Consider the following 16765-nt stretch of genomic DNA (forward strand, 5'->3'; position numbering starts at 1 on the left):
CTGCGAGGACGGTCAGGCCTGAGCGGCCGCGGCTTCCTGCAGCGCCCGCCACGTGCGGTCGACGTCGGCCTCCGTCGTGCGCCAGCTGCCGACCGCGAGCCGGATCGCCGCGCGACCCTCGACCGTGGTGTGGGAGAGGTACGCCTCGCCCGAGTCGTTGACCGCCGCCATGGCCGCGAGCGTCTGCTCGTCGCCGGCGCGGAGCCGGAAGACCACGAGCGACAGCGACGGCTCGGTGACCATCTCGAAGCGGTCGTCCGCGGCGACGAGGTCGGCCACGTGCTCGGCGAGGGCGATGCCGCCGCGGATGTGGGCGCGGAGGCCGTCCAGCCCGTAGGTCCGCAGCACCGCCCAGAGCTTGATGGCCCGGAACCGCCGGCCCAGCTGCGGGTGCCAGTCGCGGTAGTCGACGACCTCCCCGGACTCGGTCGCGGCGTTGCGGAGGTACTCCGGCAGGATCGACAGCGCACCGGTGAGCGCAGCGCGGTCGCGCACCCAGAAGGTGCTGCAGTCGAAGGTCGTCAGCAGCCACTTGTGGGGGTTGGTGACGAACGAGTCGGCCGCCTCGACCCCGGCCAGGAAGTCGCGGTGCTCGGGACAGACAGCGGCGACGCCCGCCCAGGCGGCGTCCACGTGCAGCCACACGCCCCACTCGCGCACCGCCTCGGCGACCGCGGCGACGTCGTCCATCGCGCCCGTCGAGGTCGACCCCGCGGCGAGGTGCACCATCACCGGACGCAGGCCGGCCTCGACGTCCTCGACGATCGCGTCGCGGAGCGCGTCGACGTCGATGGCCTGGGAGGTCGGGTCGACCGCGACGGTGCGCACCGCGCCCTCCCCCAGCCCCGCCATCATCGCGGCCTTCACCAGCGACGAGTGGGCCTGCGTCGAGCCGTAGACCCGCCACGGCTCGCTGCCCACACCGTCGGCACGCACGGCTCCCCCGCTGGCGCGGTGCAGCGCGGACAGCAGCGCCGTGAACGTCGCGGTCGAGGCCGTGTCCTGGATGACGCCGCCGCCGGGGCCGTCGCTGCGGAAGCCCTCGGGCAGGCCGAGCGCCTCGGCGAACCAGTCGAGGACGACCTGCTCCACCTCGGTGACCGCCGGGCTGGTGGCCCAGATCATCCCCTGCGCGCCGATGCCGCTGGAGAGCAGGTCGCCGAGGATCGCGGCCGGCGAGGAGTTGGCCGGGAAGTAGGCGAAGAACCGCGGGTGCTGCCAGTGGGTGAGCCCTGGCACGACGACGCGGTCGAGGTCGGCCAGCAGGGCGTCGAACGGCTCGGGCTGCTCGGGCGCCGACGCGGGCAGCTGACGGCGTACGTCGCCGGGCGAGACCTGGGCGCGCACCGGCAGGTCGTCGAGCGAGGCCCAGTAGTCGGCGATCCAGTCGATGGCGGCGTGGCCGTGGCGGCGGAACTCCTGGGGCGACATGTGGCCGGCGTGCGGGTCTGGCATGGCCCGAACGTACCGGGCGGGTCGGGTGCGCGTACTCAGCGCAGGTCGGGTAGCCGGCCGGGTCCGCGCGGGCACCGGCGTCACCAGACTCCTGCCATGACCTCCAAGACCGACTCCACCGCCAAGAACACCACTGCCTTCGCCGCCCAGGCCGCGATCTCCTTCGGCGCCTCGCTCTTCGCGATGCTGGTCGCCATCTACTTCATGCCGGCCGACCCCTGGATCAAGGGCTTCCTCGCCCTCGGCACCCTCTACCTCACGACCTCGGCCTTCACCCTCGCCAAGGTGATCCGCGACCAGCAGGAGGACCAGAAGGTCTTCCACCGCATCGACCAGGCCCGCGTCGACAAGCTGCTCGCCGAGCACGACCCCTTCCGCGCCGTCTCCTGACCGACGCTGAGCGGGCACTTCCTCGCGCTATGCATCACTGACCGGGCGGTTCCTCGCGTTGCACCGCGAGGAACCGCCCGGTCAGTGCGTTTCAGCGCGAGGAAGTGCCCGGTCAGCGGAGCTGGGAGCTCGTCAGCCCGAGGATCCGCCGGGCCACGATCAGCTGCTGGATCTGCTGGGTGCCCTCGAAGATGTCGAGGATCTTGGAGTCGCGCGCCCACTTCTCCAGCAGCTCGCCCTCGCTGTAGCCGAGGGTGCCGCACAGCTGCACGCACGAGAGCGTGACGTCCGAGCCGACGCGTCCGGCCTTGGCCTTGGCCATCGACGCCTCGAGCGAGTTGGGCAGTCGGTTGTCGGCCATCCACGCCGCCTGCATCATCAGCAGCTGGGCGCCCTCCCAGTCGGCCTCGAGGCGCAGGAAGGTGGCCGCGGCCGCGCTCTGCGACTGGGCCGGTCGGTCGTAGTCGATCACCACACCGGCCTGCTCGAGCAGGTCGCGGGTGAGGTCGAGGGAGGCGCGGGCGCACCCGACGGCCATCGCGGCCACGAGCGGGCGGGTGTTGTCGAAGGTCGCCATGGCCCCGGCGAAGCCGGACTTCACGTCGATCTCGGGCGAGCCGAGCAGGTCCTCGGCTGGCACCCGGCAGTCGGTGAAGGTGATCGCCGCGGTGTCGGAGGCGCGGATGCCGAGCTTGTGCTCGAGCCGCTCGACCTTGAGCCCGGGGTTGTCCTTGCGCACGAGGAAGGACTTGATGGCCGCGCGGCCGAGCTCCTTGTCGAGCGTGGCCCACACGACGACGCTGTCGGCGCGGTCGCCGGAGGTGACGTAGATCTTCTCGCCGTTGATGACGTAGTCGTCGCCGTCCTTCACCGCGGTCGTGGTGATGTTGGCCGAGTCCGAGCCGGTGCCGGGCTCGGTGATCGCCATCGCGGCCCACGTGCCCTTGTAGCGCTCGAGCTGCTCGTCGTTGGCGACCGACGCGATCGCCGAGTTGCCGAGGCCCTGGCGCGGCATCGACAGCAGCAGGGCGGTGTCGCCCCAGCACATCTCGGCCACGGACAGCACCGAGGCGAGGTTGGCGCCGTTGCGGACCTTCCCCGCGTCCGACGGCTTGTCGTCGCGGCGTACGCCGCCCGCGCCGGCGCCGCCGGTCGCGCCGGTCTCGGACACGCCGTCGATCAGCGCCGCGAGCATGTCGAGCTCGTGGGGGTAGTCGTGCTCGGCCCGGTCGTACTTCCGCGAGATCGGGCGGAGCATGTTCATCGCCAGCTGGTGGGCCTGGTCGATCAGGCCGGCCTGCTTCTTGGGGGTCTCCAGGTTGATCATCAGACCAGCACCGCACCTTCCATCACGCCGACGGCCCGCAGGTCGCGGTACCACCGCTCCACCGGGTGTTCCTTCACGAAGCCGTGCCCGCCGAGCAGCTGGACGCCGTCGAGCCCGATCCGCATGCCCTTCTCGGTGCACAGCTGGCGGGCCAGGGCGACCTCGCGGGAGAAGTCCTGGCCGCGAGTGGCGCGCGAGGCGGCCTTCCACGTCACCAGGCGCATCGCCTGCACCTCGATCGCGATGTCGGCCACCATGAAGGCGACCGACTGGCGGTGGCTGATCGGCTCGCCGAACGCCACGCGCCCGTTGACGTACTCCTTGACGTAGTCGAGCACCGCCTGCCCGGTCCCGACGGCGAGCGCGCACCACGCCAGGCGGGAGAGGCGTACGCACTCGAGGTAGGCGGTGCCGTCGGTGTCGCCGAGCAGGGCCTGCGCCCCGACCCGTACGCCGCTGAGGTGCAGGCGGGCCAGGCCCGCGGCGCGCACGCCCATCGACGGGTCGGCCTCGACCTCGAGCCCGTCGGTCCCCGACTCGACGAGGAAGAGCGCCGGGGTGCCGTCGAGCTGGGCCGCGACCACGAAGAGCTCGGCGTCGGCGCCGCGCACGACCGCGGACTTCACGCCGTCGAGGACGAAGCCCTCGCCCTCGCGCCGCGCGGTCGTGGCGAGCGAGAACGGATCGAACAGGACCGTGGGCTCGGCGATCGTGAGCGCCGCGACGGGGACGTCGTCGCCGGTGAAGGCGGGGAGGTAGGTCTGCTGCTGGGCCTCGGTGCCCCACAGGCCGATCGCGGTCGCGACCGCACCCGGCGCGAGCGTCGCGACGGCCAGGCCCATGTCGCCCTTGGCGAGCGCCTCGGCGACGAGCGTGCCGGCCATGGCGGAGCGCTCCTCCATGATGCCACCGAGGGCGTCGGGCACACCGACGCCGGGCAGCCCGATCTCCTGGGCAGCGGCCAGGACGTCCGCCGGCGCGGTGCACGCCGCGTCGGCGGCGGACCCAGCGGGGCGGAGCAGCTCGGTCGCGAGCTCGTCGACGACCGCCACGAGCATCGCCTCGTCCTCGGTCGGGGTCAGGTCGAACACCCCGCTCGACGCGCCCCGGGCAGGACGGGCGCCGGGGGCGTTCCGGCCGGCACGGGCGAAGGTCCGACCGGCGGCGGTGGCCACGCGGAACCCGTTGCGCGTCGTGGAGTAGACGGCCTGCTCGGCCTGCTTGCGCAGGCCCACCCGGTCGATGAGCTCGCTCTGCGCCAGCCGGTTGACGGCGGCGACGGCGAAGCCGATGGGGTCGCGGGTCTCGCGCGAGGACAACCCGTGGCGGCCTCCCGGCCGCAGGCGGAACAGTGGGCTCATGGACTCAATGTAACTCTGAGTTACATGTTTGACCAGAGCACGTCCGGCGTGGTGCGGGCCACCTGCCGGCGCTCGCTAGGATCCTCGTCATGCCCGAGGACCAGCCGACCGACGCCGACCTCGACCTCCGGGCGCCCCACGGCCCCCTCCCCGACGGCGGCTCGGTGCGCCCGATCACCCGCTGGGGCACGCCGGTCATGCACCGGCCGCAGGCCGCGGTCACGGCGTACGACGAGGCGCTGCGCACCCTCGCAGCCGACATGGTGGCCACGATGTACGCCGCCGAGGGCGTGGGCCTGGCGGCCTGCCAGGTCGGTGAGGACGTGGCGATGTTCGTCTTCGACTGCCCCGACGACACCGGGACCCGCACCGTCGGCGTCGTGTGCAACCCGGTGCTGACGCTGCCGGAGGGCCGTGACCGCCGTCTCGAGGACGACGAGGAGGGCTGCCTGTCGTTCCCCGGCTCCTTCGAGTCGTGCCCGCGCCCCGACTGGGCGCGCGTGGACGGGACCGGCCTCGACGGCGAGCCGGTGACCTTCGAGGGCGACGGGCTCCTGGCCCGCTGCCTCCAGCACGAGACCGACCACACCCTCGGCACCGTCTTCGGCGACCGGCTCTCGGCGAAGTCGCGCAAGCGGTTGACCAAGAAGCACGACGCCGCCGCCGAGGAGTTCCCCCTCACCTGGCCCGCCGGATGAGCGACCTGCGCATCACCCGCGAGAACGCGCGCTTCCAGCAATGGGAGGCGCTGCTGACCAACCGCTCCAAGCGCCACCGCAACCGCGAGTTCCTGGTGCAGGGCGTACGCCCGATCACCCGCGCCGTCGACGAGGGCTGGACCGTGCGGGCGCTCCTGCGCGCGGACGGCGCCTCCTCGGCCTGGTCCGACGCGCTGTGGTCGACCACGGACGGCGAGCGCGTCGACCTCTCCCCCGACCTGCACGCCCGCCTCAGCGGCAAGGACGGCGCCGAGCTCGTCGCCGTGGTGGAGATGCCCGACGACGGCGTCGCCCGCCTCGCCGACTCCTCGCGGCCGCACGGCCCGATCGTGGTCTTCGACCGGCCGACCAGCCCCGGCAACATCGGCACCCTGGCCCGCTCCGCGGACGCGTTCGGTGCTTCTGCGCTCGTCGTCACCGGCCACGCCGCCGACCCCTACGACCCGCAGTCGGTGCGCGCGAGCACCGGTTCGCTCTTCGCCCTGACGGTCCTGCGCGTGCCCGGCCCCGCTCCGGTGGTCGAGCACGCGCAGTCGCGCGGCTACCGGATCGTCGGCACTGACGAGGTGGGCAGCCCACTCGCGGAGGTCGACCTGTCCGGACGGGTGGTCGTCGTGGTCGGCAACGAGACCCACGGCATCTCCTCGGGATGGCGTACTGCCTGCGACGACGTCGCGAGCATCGCCATGATGGGCACCGCGTCGTCGCTCAACGCGGCCGTCGCCGGGTCGATCGTGCTGCACGAGGCCCTGCGCCAGCGGCGCTGAGCGACCGCACCCTCAGCGGCGGGCCGCGGCGTAGCAGGCGACCGCGCTGGCCGCGGCGACGTTGAGCGAGTCGATGCCGGCCCGCATCGGGATGATCGCGCGCCGGTCGGCGGAGGCCTCCCACCGCGACGACAGCCCGTGCCCCTCCGAGCCGAGCACCAGCGCCAGCCGGTCGACACCGGCGACGGCGTCCTCGATCGGCACCGAGTCGGCCGACAGGGTCAGCGCCACGGTGGTGAAGCCGCGCGCCGACAGGTCCGGCAGGGCGTCGTACCAGTCGGGCAGGCGGGTCCAGGGCGTGGTGAACACCGCGCCCATGCCGACCTTGATCGAGCGCCGGTAGAGCGGGTCCGCGCAGCGCGGCGCCAGCAGGACCGCGTCGAAGCCGAGGGCGGCGCCCGAGCGGAAGACAGCACCGACGTTGGTGTGGTCGACGAGGTCCTCGAGGACCAGCACCGAGCGCGCGTCCGCCAGCACGGCGTCGAGCGCAGGTAGCGGCCGGCGTTGCAGGGACGCGAGCGCGCCGCGGTGGACGTGGAAGCCCGTCACCTGCTCGATCAGTCGCTCGGGCATGACGTAGCAGTGCCCCGCGCTTCGCGAGATGACGTCGTCGAGCCCCTCGAGCCAGCGCGGCGCCATCAGGAACGAACGGGCGTCGTAGCCGGCCTCGACCGCGCGGCGTACGACCTTCTCGCCCTCGGCCAGGAAGAGCCCGTGCTCGGCCTCGAGGCTCTTGCGCAGCTCGACGTCGCGCAGGTCGCGGTAGTCGGCGAGGCGGGGGTCGTCGGGGTCGGTGATCTCGACGGTCTCAGGCACGTCCGTAGTGTGCCGGACGGGCCACCGCAACCACCTCGCCGATCACGATGATCGCGGGCGGGACCACCTCGTGGGCGGCGAGGTCGTCGGCCAGCGAACCCAGCGTGCTGAGCACGGTGCGCTCGGTGGGCATGGTGCCGTCGACGATCACGGCGACCGGGGTGTCGGCGGGACGTCCCCCCTCCAGCAGCACCTCGGCGATGGCGGGAGCGTTGTCCACCGCCATCAGCAGTACGAGAGTCCCCCGCAGCCCGGACACCGAGTCCCACGCGACCAGTGACTCGGGGTGGCCCGGCGGCAGGTGGCCGGAGATGACCGTGAACTCGTGCGCCACCCCGCGGTGCGTGACGGGGATGCCCACGCGGGCCGGCACCGCGATGGCGGAGGTGAGGCCGGGGACGACGGTCACCGGCACCCCGGCTGCCGCGCACGCCTGGATCTCCTCGTAGCCGCGGCCGAAGACGAAGTTGTCACCGCCCTTGAAGCGCACCACGCGCTTGCCGGCCAGTGCCCGGTCCACGATGACCTGGTTGATCTGCTCCTGGGAGGCCGACCGGCCGCGCGGCAGCTTGGCGACGTCGATCAGCTCGACGTGCGACCCGAGGCCGTCGAGCAGCTCGCGCGGTGCGAGCCGGTCGGCGACGACCACGTCGGCCGACGCCAGGGCGTGGTGCGCGGCGACCGTGGCGAGCTCCGGCTCGCCGGGACCGCCGCCCACCAGCACCACGCCCGGCGTGCGGTCGTGGGCGTCGGCGGCGCTCAGCTGGCCGTCGCGCAGCGCGGTGACGATGTCGTCGCGCAGCGCCGCGGACTTCCGTGGCTCCCGGTTGCCCAGCACGCCGACCGTGACGCTGCCGTGGTGGCCGACGGCCGGGGTCCACGCGGACCCTCTGAGCGCGTCGTCGGCGCGCACGCAGAAGGTGTGGCGCTGCTCGGCCGCGGTCGCCACGCGCGCGTTGACCTCAGGTTCGTCGGTGGCGGCGACGACGTACCACGCGCCGTCGAGGTCGGTCTCGGTGAACTCGCGCAGCACCAGGGTGAGCTCGCCGGCCAGCCCCTCGATCGCGGGGCTCACCTCCGGGCTCACCACCACCACGTCCGCGCCGGTCGCCAGGAACGTGGGGACGCGGCGCTGGGCGACGTGCCCGCCGCCGACCACGACCACCCGGCGTCCGGCCAGCACGAGCCCGGCCAGGTAGGGATGGGTCTCCGAGGAACCGTTGTCGGGCATGCTGCATTGTCTCTGGTCAGCGCCTTGGACCCGTGGCTAGGTTCGAGGAATGAGCATCGAGCGACCTGTCAGCCCGAACCCGTACGACTACCTGCCGGCGACCGCGTCCTTCACGGTCACCAGTGACGACGTCACCGATGGTGCGCCGCTCAAGGACGACCAGGTGGCCGCCCTCGGCAACACCTCGCCGCAGCTGAGCTGGTCGGGCGCGCCCGAGGGCACGAAGTCCTATGTGGTCACCTGCTTCGACCCCGACGCACCGACCCCGAGCGGTTTCTGGCACTGGTGCCTGGTCGACGTCCCCGCCGACGTCACCTCGCTCGACACCGGCGCCGCGGCCGGCGACCTGCCGGGCAAGGCCTTCCACGTGCGCAACGACGGCGGGGAGGCCGGCTTCATGGGTGCGGCGCCGCCGGAGGGCGACCAGCCGCACCGCTACTTCTTCGTGGTGCACGCCGTCCAGGACGAGACGCTCGGCGTCGACAACGGCGCGTCCAACGCCGTCGTGTCCTTCAACCTCGCGTTCAAGACGCTGGGCCGGGCGATCATCCACGGCACCTACCAGCACTGATCGTCCTGCGCCCGAGCCCCTGGGGGCCCGGTGGTCCCGGCCCCTGCGGTCCAGACCACCGGGCCCCCTTTTCGGGAACCTGTCATGCAGAAACGGTCAAACTGTTGTGATCCGTGGTGGGAAAACTCCTGAGATCTCCTCAAGATCCGACACCCGACGCGGATCCCGCACTGGAGGAACGACCGTGCGCCACCCCCGACCCCGCTCGCGACGGCCGCTGGCGCGCGCCGCCACCGCAGCGGTGCTGGGCGCGGCCGTGCTCGCCGGACCGACCGGCGCGGTCGCCGCGACGTCACGGTGGGAGCCTGCGGCACGGACGTGGTCGGTCCCCACCGTGCTCGTCGAGGACCCCACGACCAGCCGTGACCACGACCGGCTCGAGGACGCGCTGATGGTGCGGATCAACGACGCCCGAGCGGCGCTCGGGCTGCGCAAGATCTGGAACTTCGACGTCTGCACCGACGAGCTCGCCGAGCACTGGGGCCTGCGCATCGCCCGCACCGGCGTCTTCGCGCACCGCGACCAGGGCGAGGTGATCCGCCGCTGCCGCCACGCGTGGGCCGGGGAGACGCTCGTGCGCGGCACCGCGCTGACCCCCGACGAGATGGTGCGGCTGTGGCTCGACTCCCCCGACCACCGCGCCATCCTGCTCAACCCGGACGCCCGCCGGGCCGGCGTGGCGATCACGGAGGACCCGCAGGGCCGGATGGTCGGCGTGGTCAACCTGGTGCGGCACCGCTGACGCGAGGGCCGCGCGCGCCCGCGTGCGCCCGCGTGCGCCGTACCCCTCACGTGTGAGACGATCCCCGGCCCCCTCGTGGGTGGGCCGGGGATCGTTTCGCGTGAGGGGAGAGCGGATGCTGCACGTCGCCGTGGCGTCACGCGCCTTCCGCCGCTACTCGACCTATCGCGCGGCCACCGTCGCGGGGGTCTTCACCAACTCCGTGTTCGGCGTCATCTACTCCTTCGCCTACCTGGCGCTGTGGAGGGCCAACCCCGACGCGGGCGGCTACGACGCCGTCGACGCGGTCACCTTCGTCTGGCTCGGCCAGGCGCTGCTGATGACCGTCGCGCTGTGGGGCGGGGGCGCCACCGACGACCTCGCCGAGCGCATCCGGACGGGCGACGTGGCCATCGACCTCTACCGGCCCGTCGACCTCGTCGGGTGGTACCTCGCGAGCGACCTCGGCCGGGCGGCGTACCACTTCCTCATCCGCGGTCTCGCCCCGACCGTGGTGGGGCTGCTGCTCTTCGACATCGCCCTGCCCGACTCCCCCGTCGCGGCGCTGGGCTTCGTGCTCAGCATCCCGCTGGCGGTCGTGGTCAGCTTCGCCATCCGGTTCCTCGTCGCCTCGACCGCCTTCTGGCTGCTCGACGCCAGCGGTCCGCGCATCCTCACCGGCGCGCTCGCGATCTTCTTCAGCGGCATGTCGCTCCCGCTCGTGCTCTTCCCCGGCTGGCTCGGCACCCTCGCCGAGGCACTCCCCTTCTCGGCGATGATCCAGGTCCCCAACGACATCTGGCTGGGCCGGCACACCGGGATCGACCTCGTGGGCGCGCTGGCCTTCCAGGCGGGCTGGGCGGTCGTGCTGCTGCTCGCCTGCCGGTTCGTGCTGGCGCTCGCGACCCGCAAGCTGGTGGTGCAGGGTGGCTGAGACCTCGACGACCTCGACGACCGCGCGGTTGTGGCACCCGGTCGCGCGCTACGGCGACATGGTGCGGCTGTGGGTCCGCGCCGAGCTGTCCTACCCCGCGTCCTTCGCGATGCTCGTCGTGGGCAGCATGCTCATCAACGCCCTCGACTTCGCCGGCATCGCGATCATGTTCTCCAGCATCGACTCGCTCGGCGGCTTCGGGCTGCGCGAGATCGCCCTGCTCTACGGCGCGACCGGCGTCGGCATCGGCATCGCCGACACCCTCATCGGGAGCGTCGAGCGCATCGGCGAGTTCATCCGCACCGGCCGCCTCGACCAGATGCTCACCAAGCCGGTGCCCCTGCTGGTGCAGGTCTGCTCCGACCGCTTCACCCTGCGCCGGCTCGGGCGCATCACCCAGGCGAGCGTCGTGATGGCGTGGGCCCTGCCGATCGTGGACTGGACGCCGTCGCGCGTGCTGGTGGCGGTGTTGATGGTGCTCAGCTCGAGCGCGCTCTTCTTCGGCCTGTTCGTCCTCTTCAGCTGCGTCCAGTTCTGGACCAGCGACGCCAGCGAGTTCGCCAACGCCTTCACCTACGGCGGCAACACGCTGACGCAGTACCCCCTCACGGTCTTTCCCCGCGAGCTGGCGATCGCGCTCACCGTCGTGCTGCCCATCGCGTTCGTCAACTGGTACCCGTGCCTCTACCTCCTCGGCCGGTCCGACCCGTTCGGCTTCCCCGAGGGGTTGCAGTTCTGCTCGCCCCTGGCCGCCGCCGTCGTCGTGGCCGCCGCCCTCCTCGTCTGGCGCACCGGTGTGCGCCGCTACACCTCCACCGGAAGCTGAGCCCCATGCCACTGATCGACGTCTCCGGCCTCGAGCGCACCTTCGTCGTACGCCGCCGCGCGGGCTTCATGCGCCGCACGCGTTCCGAGGTGCGCGCGGTCCACGACCTGACCTTCGCGGTGGAGACCGGGGAGATGGTCGGCTACATCGGCCCCAACGGCGCGGGGAAGTCCACGACGATCAAGATGCTGACCGGCATCCTGGTCCCGACCGCGGGCTCGCTGCAGGTGGCCGGGCTCGACCCGAGCCGGCAGCGCACGGAGCTCGCCCAGCGCATCGGCGTGGTCTTCGGCCAGCGCACGACCCTGTGGTGGGACCTGCCGCTGCGCGACTCCTTCGAGCTGCTGCGCAAGATCTACCGCATCCCCGACGCGCGCTACCGCCAGAACCTCGACCGCTTCGTCGAGCTGCTCGACCTCGGTGACCAGCTCGACACACCGGTGCGCCAGCTCAGCCTGGGCCAGCGGATGCGCGGCGACATCACCGCGGCCCTGCTGCACGACCCCGAGATCCTCTACCTCGACGAGCCGACCATCGGGCTCGACGTGGTCAGCAAGGGCCGGCTGCGCGAGTTCCTGCGTGCCCTCAACGCCGAGCGCAGCACCACGCTGCTCCTCACCACGCACGACCTCCAGGACATCGAGGCGCTGTGCGACCGGGTGATCGTGATCGACCACGGCACGTCGGTGTACGACGGCTCGCTCGCCGGGCTGCACGCCCAGGGCGGGTCGAGCCGCACCCTGGTCGTCGACCTGGTCGACGAGGGCCCACCCATCGACGTACCGGGAGCGCGGGTGAAGAAGGTCGAGGGCCCGCGGCAGTGGCTGTCGTTCCCGACCGAGGCGAGTGCGGCCCCGGTCGTGGCGGCGGTGGCGGCGGCGTACGACGTGGCGGACCTCTCGATCCAGGAGCCCGACATCGAGGACGTCATCCGCGACCTCTACTCCCGCGGCGCCTGACGCGGTCAGCCACCCAGGGCGCGGCTGCGCTCGGAGTCGCGTTCCGGAGAGGTCAGCGGCTGGCGCTCGAGGACGAGCATCGCGCGGTCGTCGTCACCGCGCGGGACCTTCTTCAGGACCCGCTTCGGCATGCCGGTGAAGCCGCGCGCGTCCACCGCCTGGAGGGCGACCTGGCGCAGCCAGTCGATGCCGTCGTCGAGGTCGCGACCGGCCGTCTCGATGACGCCGTCGGTGTAGAACATCAGCGCCTCGCCGGGGCGCAGGCGGCCGTGGCTGGGGGTGAAGTCGGCCTCCTCGATCACGCCGAGGGCCATGCCGCGGGCGTTGTCGACCGACCACCCCCGCTGCCCGAGGTGCCAGTGCAGTGCGGGCGGGTGGCCGGCACTGGTGATCGTGTAGTCGCCGGTGACCAGGTCCACCTTGATGTGCACGGCGGTGGCCAGTGACTCGTCGGACTCCTGGCGCAGCAGGAAGTTGTTCGCCGCCGCCATCAGCTCGGCCGGAGGCAACGCGCCGATGAGGCCGCCGAGGGCACCGGCGAACTGCAGGGCCTGCGGACCCACGGACGTGCCCTTGCCGCACACGTCGACCAGCGCCATCTCGAGCCACCGGCCCTCGCGGAGGTCCGCGACGAGGAAGTCACCGGCGTAGCTGGGCCCGTTGGCGGTGATGGTGGCCGACTGCGAGCGCCACCCCTCGGGCAGGGGCGGCACCACGCCCTGGCGCTGCAGGCGGTCGCGCAGCTGGGTCAGCACGGCCTCGCTCAGCGCCATCGGGAGGCCTGATCGCTGGCGGCTCGACTGGTAGAGCGCGAGCCCAATCGCCACGGCGAAGATCAGCAGGGCCGACGGACGGCTCGCAGTGGCGAAGCTGGTCTCGACCGAGGTCCACACCGAGACACCCATGAGCACGGCGACGAGGACGAGCAGCGGCACGAAGCGCAGCAGCATCGTCCCGAGCATGAGGAAGAGCAGCCACAGCGAGACCGGGACGACGACGCGCGCCAGGGCGCCGACCGCCACGGCGAGGGCCACCAGGGCGAGCAGCACGAGCAGCAGGAACGCCTGGCTGCCGCGGGAGCCGGTGCGCCAGCCCTCGACCCGCTGGCGGACGTAGGCCCCGCAACCGCGGATCACCGCCCCCAACGCGCTCGACACGTCCGAAGGGTAGGGCTCACCGGATGCATCCCGCGGTCGAACCCCGAAATCCGTGGACCCCTCTCGCTAGGCTCCGGGCATGCCCCTGGAACCGCTGCAGGCCGACGTCCTCGGGCCGGACTACCGGGTCGAGACGTTCTCCCTCCCGCCCGACGACGAGGGCCCCGTCGTCGCCACCCTGGTCACGCTCGAGCCGACCCGTCCCAACGGCCGCGCGGTGCTCCACGTCCACGGCTTCGCCGACTACTTCTTCCACGACGAGTACGCCCGCTGGTGGGCCGACCGCGGCTACACCTTCTACGCCATCGACCTGCGCAAGTACGGCCGGTCGCTGCGCGAGCACCAGACGCCTCACTACGTCAGCGACCTGGCGGAGTACTTCGGCGAGATCGACTTGGCCTGGTGGCGCATCACCCAGCGCGACGGGTTCACCGACGTCATCGGCTCCGGCCACTCCACCGGCGGGTTGACCCTCCCGCTGTGGGTCCACGAGCGGCGCCCCGCCGAGCTCCGGGCGCTGGTGCTCAACTCGCCGTGGTTCGACATGCAGGGAGCCGCCTGGCTGCGGAGCCCGGCCACGCGGGTGGCACTCGAACGGCTGGGCACGCGGCGGCCCATGCAACCCATCCCCCGCAAGGTCAACGACGTCTACGGCCGGACCCTGCACCGCGAGCACGGAGGCGAGTGGGACTACGACCTCGACTGGAAGCCGCTGCAGTCCCGCCCGGTCTACATCGGCTGGCTGCGCGCCGTGCGCCGCGGCCACGCGCAGCTGCACGCCGGCCTCGACGTCGCCTGCCCCACCCTGGTGCTCTCCTCGGCCCGCTCCTGGTTCGGTGAGCAGACCGACGAGACCGCCACGACCCACGACATCGTGCTCGACGTGCAGCAGATCCGGAAGTGGGCCTCGTCGGTCGGTCGCCACGTCACCTCGGTGGCGGTGGAGGGCGCGATCCACGACATCGTGCTGTCGCGCCCCGAGGTCCGGGCGACGGCGTACGCCGCCCTCGACACTTGGCTGCGCGCGTGGGTGGAGCCGGACCCCTCGGCGGTCGAGTAGCGCCCGAGCGCGAGCGGCGTACCGAGACCCCTCCGGAGCGATCGGGCTCAGGCGAGCAGGGCGACCAGCGCGGTGAGCCCGACGACCGCGATCACGGCGCGCAGCAGGGGTGGCGGAAGGCGCCGGCCCACGGTCGCGCCGAGCTGTCCGCCGACCACCGAGCCGAGGGCGATGAGGCCGGCGACCTCCCAGTCGACGTCGGCGACAGCGATGAAGACCAGCGCGGCGACCGCGTTCACGATCAGGGCGAGCACGTTCTTGGTGGCGGTGTGGCGCTGCATCGAGTCGGCCACACCGATCCCGAGCACGGCCATCAGCAGCACGCCCTGCGCCGCGCCGAAGTAGCCGCCGTACACGCCCGTCGCGGCGACCGCCGGCCAGACCCACCAGACGCCGTGGTCGGGGATGCCGCCGCGGGCCGCGGCGCGGGCGGCGACGGCTCGCTGGACGCGCGGGCCGACGACGACGAGCACGACGCCGAGCAGGATCAGCACGGGCACGATCGCGTCGAACGCCGCCGACGGGAGCCACAGCAGGAGCAGGGCACCGAGGACGCCGCCGAGCAGGGACGCCGAGCCCAGTCGCAGCACGCGCGAGCGCTGGCCGGCGAGCTCGCGGCGGTAGCCGAAGACCCCGGACATGCTCCCCGGCACGAGGCCGACGGTGTTGCTCACGTTGGCGGTCACCGGGGGCACGCCGAACGCCAGCAGGGTCGGGAACGTGATCAACGTTCCCGACCCCACCACGGTGTTGATGGTGCCGGCCGCCACTCCTGCGAGGGCGATCAGCACTGCTTCGACGGGACTCACTGGCCGGCGGGTGCCTCCGGGTCAGTCGTGCCGCTGTCCCCGCCGGTCGTCCCGGTGTCGAGGCCACGCGCGGACTTGCCCGGGTTCGCCGCGATCTCGGCCTCCGCGATCGCCTGCTGGACGGCCTCGCTGGTCGCCCGGGCGTCCGGGTCGGCGGACGAGCGCGGCAGCTGGGGCTCGGTCGGGCCCATGTCGACGCGCTTGCGGGGCGTGGCGTCCTTCGGGATGCCCGCGATCTCGTGGATCGATGACCCGAGGCCCTCCATCGCCTTGGTGATCTCCGAGGGGATGACCCACACCTTGTTGGCGCTGCCCTCGGCGATCTTGGGCATCATCTGGAGGTATTGATACGCCAGCAGCGACTGGTCGGGCTGACCGTCGTGGATGGCCTGGAAGACCGTCTGGATGGCCTGGCCCTCGCCCTGGGCGCGCAGGATCGCGGCCTCGCGGTCGGCCTGGGCGCGCAGGATCTGCGACTCGCGGTCACCCTCTGCGTTGAGGATCTGCGACTGCTTGTTGCCCTCCGCGGTGAGGATGGCGGACTGGCGCTGGCCCTCGGCGCTGAGGATGAGGGCACGCTTGTCGCGGTCGGCGCGCATCTGCTTCTCCATCGCGTCCTTGATGGACGGCGGCGGGTCGATGCCCTTGATCTCGACGCGGTTGACGCGGATGCCCCACTTGCCCGTCGCCTCGTCGAGGACGCCGCGCAGGCCGTTGTTGATCTCCTCGCGCGAGGTCAGGGTCTGCTCGAGGTCCATGCCACCGACGATGTTGCGCAGCGTGGTCATGGTGAGCTGCTCGACGGCCTGGATGTAGTTGGCGATCTCGTACGTCGCGGCGACCGGGTCGGTGACCTGGAAGTAGATGACGGTGTCGATCGACACCACCAGGTTGTCCTCGGTGATCACCGGCTGGGGCGGGAAGCTCACGACCTGCTCCCGCAGGTCGATGAGGTAGCGCACCCGGTCGATGAACGGCACGACGATGTTGAGTCCGGCCGGAAGCGTGCCCTTGTACTTGCCGAAGCGCTCGACGATGGCAGCGCGTGCCTGGGGCACGATCCGGACCGTCTTGGCGAGCATCACGACGACGAAGAGGACGACGAGCGCGAACAGGACCAGCAGTGCTGTTCCCATGGGTTCTCCCCCGATCTTGGTGTGTGCGAGTGGTGCAGGAGTGGAGACGGCTCAGGACTCGAGCGTGGCCACAGGGTGGACGTAGGCAGTGGCGCCCTTGATCTGGAGGATCTCCACCGTCTCCCCCGGTGCGATGCGGAGGTTCTCGTCGTAGGGCAGCGCGGTCCAGATCTCACCACCGGCCTTGATCCGCCCCGCGGCGAGGCCGGTGATCTCCTCGGTGACCATGCCGCGGGTGCCGACGAGCTTGCCGTGGCCGAGCGAGAGCTCCGGCCCACCGTGCAGCCTCTTGACGAATGCGGGCCGGACGAAGGCGAGCATCGCGACGGAGGCGACGAGCGCGGCGAGGATCTGCGCGACGAACGGGAGGCCGACCAGGGCCGCCACCATGCCGATCACGGCGCCGGCGGCCAGCATCGCCAGGATGAGGTCGAGGCTGAACATCTCGGCGACGCCGAGCGCGATCGACAGCGCCAGCCAGGTCTCCCACAGGTGGTCGCGGATCCAGTCCATGTCACGACCCTAT

Annotated in this window: 18 protein-coding genes; 9 read left to right on the forward strand and 9 right to left on the reverse strand. The window is 72.2% G+C overall.

The window, feature by feature from the left end; translation table 11 throughout:
* Positions 1 to 12: 12 nt before the first annotated feature.
* Complete coding sequence (locus CFI00_RS13210) at positions 13 to 1455, reverse strand: aminotransferase class V-fold PLP-dependent enzyme (protein WP_207081596.1); 1443 nt, start codon at positions 1453 to 1455, stop codon at positions 13 to 15.
* A 96-nt stretch (positions 1456 to 1551) separates the two neighbouring features.
* Between CFI00_RS13210 and CFI00_RS13215 the strand changes: the two genes are divergently transcribed.
* Positions 1552 to 1845 carry a YiaA/YiaB family inner membrane protein gene (locus CFI00_RS13215; protein ID WP_207081597.1) on the forward strand — a complete coding sequence of 98 codons (294 nt, stop codon included), beginning with the start codon at positions 1552 to 1554 and terminating at the stop codon, positions 1843 to 1845.
* Positions 1846 to 1957: 112 nt separating this feature from the next.
* Here the strand turns inward: CFI00_RS13215 and CFI00_RS13220 are convergent, their stop codons facing one another.
* On the reverse strand, positions 1958 to 3172 hold the full coding sequence (locus CFI00_RS13220) for an acyl-CoA dehydrogenase family protein (protein ID WP_207081598.1): 1215 nt from the start codon (positions 3170 to 3172) through the stop codon (positions 1958 to 1960).
* Positions 3172 to 4533 (reverse strand): acyl-CoA dehydrogenase family protein, encoded by a 1362-nt coding sequence (locus CFI00_RS13225; protein WP_207081599.1) that lies wholly within the window; start codon positions 4531 to 4533, stop codon positions 3172 to 3174. The genes CFI00_RS13220 and CFI00_RS13225 overlap by 1 nt, the downstream gene beginning before the upstream one ends.
* A gap of 89 nt (positions 4534 to 4622) precedes the next feature.
* Here CFI00_RS13225 and def point away from each other — a divergent pair, with 89 nt between their 5' ends.
* Together def and CFI00_RS13235 are read left to right on the forward strand one after the other, a co-directional pair.
* The gene (def, locus tag CFI00_RS13230) at positions 4623 to 5231 is read left to right on the forward strand and encodes a peptide deformylase (RefSeq protein ID WP_207081600.1); all 609 of its coding nucleotides are present in this window, start codon (positions 4623 to 4625) and stop codon (positions 5229 to 5231) included.
* The gene (locus tag CFI00_RS13235; protein WP_207081601.1) at positions 5228 to 6019 is read left to right on the forward strand and encodes a TrmH family RNA methyltransferase; all 792 of its coding nucleotides are present in this window, start codon (positions 5228 to 5230) and stop codon (positions 6017 to 6019) included. Before def ends, CFI00_RS13235 begins: the two co-directional genes overlap by 4 nt.
* Before the next feature lie 12 nt (positions 6020 to 6031).
* Here the strand turns inward: CFI00_RS13235 and CFI00_RS13240 are convergent, their stop codons facing one another.
* Both CFI00_RS13240 and cobA read right to left on the reverse strand, forming a co-directional pair.
* On the reverse strand, positions 6032 to 6835 hold the full coding sequence (locus CFI00_RS13240) for an RNA methyltransferase (RefSeq protein ID WP_207081602.1): 804 nt from the start codon (positions 6833 to 6835) through the stop codon (positions 6032 to 6034).
* Positions 6828 to 8066: a uroporphyrinogen-III C-methyltransferase gene (gene cobA, locus CFI00_RS13245; RefSeq protein WP_207081603.1), complete on the reverse strand. Its 1239-nt coding sequence runs from the start codon at positions 8064 to 8066 to the stop codon at positions 6828 to 6830. The genes CFI00_RS13240 and cobA overlap by 8 nt, the downstream gene beginning before the upstream one ends.
* Positions 8067 to 8115: 49 nt before the next feature.
* Between cobA and CFI00_RS13250 the strand changes: the two genes are divergently transcribed.
* The 5 genes from CFI00_RS13250 (at position 8116) to CFI00_RS13270 (ending at position 12077) form a co-directional block, all read left to right on the forward strand.
* Positions 8116 to 8637, forward strand: coding sequence for a YbhB/YbcL family Raf kinase inhibitor-like protein (locus CFI00_RS13250; protein WP_207081604.1), 522 nt, complete (start codon positions 8116 to 8118; stop codon positions 8635 to 8637).
* Positions 8638 to 8821: 184 nt separating this feature from the next.
* The gene (locus CFI00_RS13255; protein WP_207081605.1) at positions 8822 to 9379 is read left to right on the forward strand and encodes a CAP domain-containing protein; all 558 of its coding nucleotides are present in this window, start codon (positions 8822 to 8824) and stop codon (positions 9377 to 9379) included.
* 115 nt (positions 9380 to 9494) lie between these two features.
* Positions 9495 to 10292 carry an ABC-2 family transporter protein gene (locus tag CFI00_RS13260; protein ID WP_207081606.1) on the forward strand — a complete coding sequence of 266 codons (798 nt, stop codon included), beginning with the start codon at positions 9495 to 9497 and terminating at the stop codon, positions 10290 to 10292.
* Positions 10285 to 11118 carry an ABC-2 family transporter protein gene (locus tag CFI00_RS13265; protein WP_242532385.1) on the forward strand — a complete coding sequence of 278 codons (834 nt, stop codon included), beginning with the start codon at positions 10285 to 10287 and terminating at the stop codon, positions 11116 to 11118. The genes CFI00_RS13260 and CFI00_RS13265 overlap by 8 nt, the downstream gene beginning before the upstream one ends.
* Before the next feature lie 5 nt (positions 11119 to 11123).
* The gene (locus tag CFI00_RS13270; protein WP_207081607.1) at positions 11124 to 12077 is read left to right on the forward strand and encodes an ATP-binding cassette domain-containing protein; all 954 of its coding nucleotides are present in this window, start codon (positions 11124 to 11126) and stop codon (positions 12075 to 12077) included.
* A 5-nt stretch (positions 12078 to 12082) separates the two neighbouring features.
* On the opposite strand, the gene CFI00_RS13275 is transcribed toward CFI00_RS13270, so the two are convergent.
* On the reverse strand, positions 12083 to 13234 hold the full coding sequence (locus CFI00_RS13275) for a PP2C family protein-serine/threonine phosphatase (protein WP_207081608.1): 1152 nt from the start codon (positions 13232 to 13234) through the stop codon (positions 12083 to 12085).
* A gap of 79 nt (positions 13235 to 13313) precedes the next feature.
* Between CFI00_RS13275 and CFI00_RS13280 the strand changes: the two genes are divergently transcribed.
* Positions 13314 to 14294: an alpha/beta hydrolase gene (locus CFI00_RS13280; RefSeq protein WP_242532386.1), complete on the forward strand. Its 981-nt coding sequence runs from the start codon at positions 13314 to 13316 to the stop codon at positions 14292 to 14294.
* Positions 14295 to 14341: 47 nt separating this feature from the next.
* Here the strand turns inward: CFI00_RS13280 and CFI00_RS13285 are convergent, their stop codons facing one another.
* The 3 genes from CFI00_RS13285 to CFI00_RS13295 are packed head-to-tail and all read right to left on the reverse strand — an operon-like array spanning position 14342 to position 16752.
* A complete protein-coding gene (locus CFI00_RS13285) occupies positions 14342 to 15103 on the reverse strand; it encodes a sulfite exporter TauE/SafE family protein (protein ID WP_207081609.1) in 762 nt (253 codons plus the stop codon).
* The gene (locus tag CFI00_RS13290; protein WP_207081610.1) at positions 15100 to 16239 is read right to left on the reverse strand and encodes an SPFH domain-containing protein; all 1140 of its coding nucleotides are present in this window, start codon (positions 16237 to 16239) and stop codon (positions 15100 to 15102) included. The genes CFI00_RS13285 and CFI00_RS13290 overlap by 4 nt, the downstream gene beginning before the upstream one ends.
* A gap of 51 nt (positions 16240 to 16290) precedes the next feature.
* Positions 16291 to 16752 carry an NfeD family protein gene (locus CFI00_RS13295; RefSeq protein ID WP_207081611.1) on the reverse strand — a complete coding sequence of 154 codons (462 nt, stop codon included), beginning with the start codon at positions 16750 to 16752 and terminating at the stop codon, positions 16291 to 16293.
* Positions 16753 to 16765 lie beyond the last annotated feature (13 nt).

Source organism: Nocardioides sp. S5, assembly GCF_017310035.1.
Classification (GTDB): Bacteria; Actinomycetota; Actinomycetes; order Propionibacteriales; family Nocardioidaceae; genus Nocardioides.

Bases quoted from the DNA above. Each gene is read 5' to 3' on its own strand.
- cobA (WP_207081603.1), bottom strand. From the start codon at position 8,066: ATGCCCGACAACGGTTCCTCGGAGACCCATCCCTACCTGGCCGGGCTC.
- CFI00_RS13210 (WP_207081596.1), bottom strand. From the start codon at position 1,455: ATGCCAGACCCGCACGCCGGCCACATGTCGCCCCAGGAGTTCCGCCGC.
- CFI00_RS13270 (WP_207081607.1), top strand. From the start codon at position 11,124: ATGCCACTGATCGACGTCTCCGGCCTCGAGCGCACCTTCGTCGTACGC.
- CFI00_RS13250 (WP_207081604.1), top strand. From the start codon at position 8,116: ATGAGCATCGAGCGACCTGTCAGCCCGAACCCGTACGACTACCTGCCG.
- CFI00_RS13290 (WP_207081610.1), bottom strand. From the start codon at position 16,239: ATGGGAACAGCACTGCTGGTCCTGTTCGCGCTCGTCGTCCTCTTCGTC.
- CFI00_RS13260 (WP_207081606.1), top strand. From the start codon at position 9,495: ATGCTGCACGTCGCCGTGGCGTCACGCGCCTTCCGCCGCTACTCGACC.
- CFI00_RS13280 (WP_242532386.1), top strand. From the start codon at position 13,314: ATGCCCCTGGAACCGCTGCAGGCCGACGTCCTCGGGCCGGACTACCGG.
- CFI00_RS13295 (WP_207081611.1), bottom strand. From the start codon at position 16,752: ATGGACTGGATCCGCGACCACCTGTGGGAGACCTGGCTGGCGCTGTCG.
- def (WP_207081600.1), top strand. From the start codon at position 4,623: ATGCCCGAGGACCAGCCGACCGACGCCGACCTCGACCTCCGGGCGCCC.
- CFI00_RS13225 (WP_207081599.1), bottom strand. From the start codon at position 4,533: ATGAGCCCACTGTTCCGCCTGCGGCCGGGAGGCCGCCACGGGTTGTCC.
- CFI00_RS13220 (WP_207081598.1), bottom strand. From the start codon at position 3,172: ATGATCAACCTGGAGACCCCCAAGAAGCAGGCCGGCCTGATCGACCAG.
- CFI00_RS13235 (WP_207081601.1), top strand. From the start codon at position 5,228: ATGAGCGACCTGCGCATCACCCGCGAGAACGCGCGCTTCCAGCAATGG.
- CFI00_RS13215 (WP_207081597.1), top strand. From the start codon at position 1,552: ATGACCTCCAAGACCGACTCCACCGCCAAGAACACCACTGCCTTCGCC.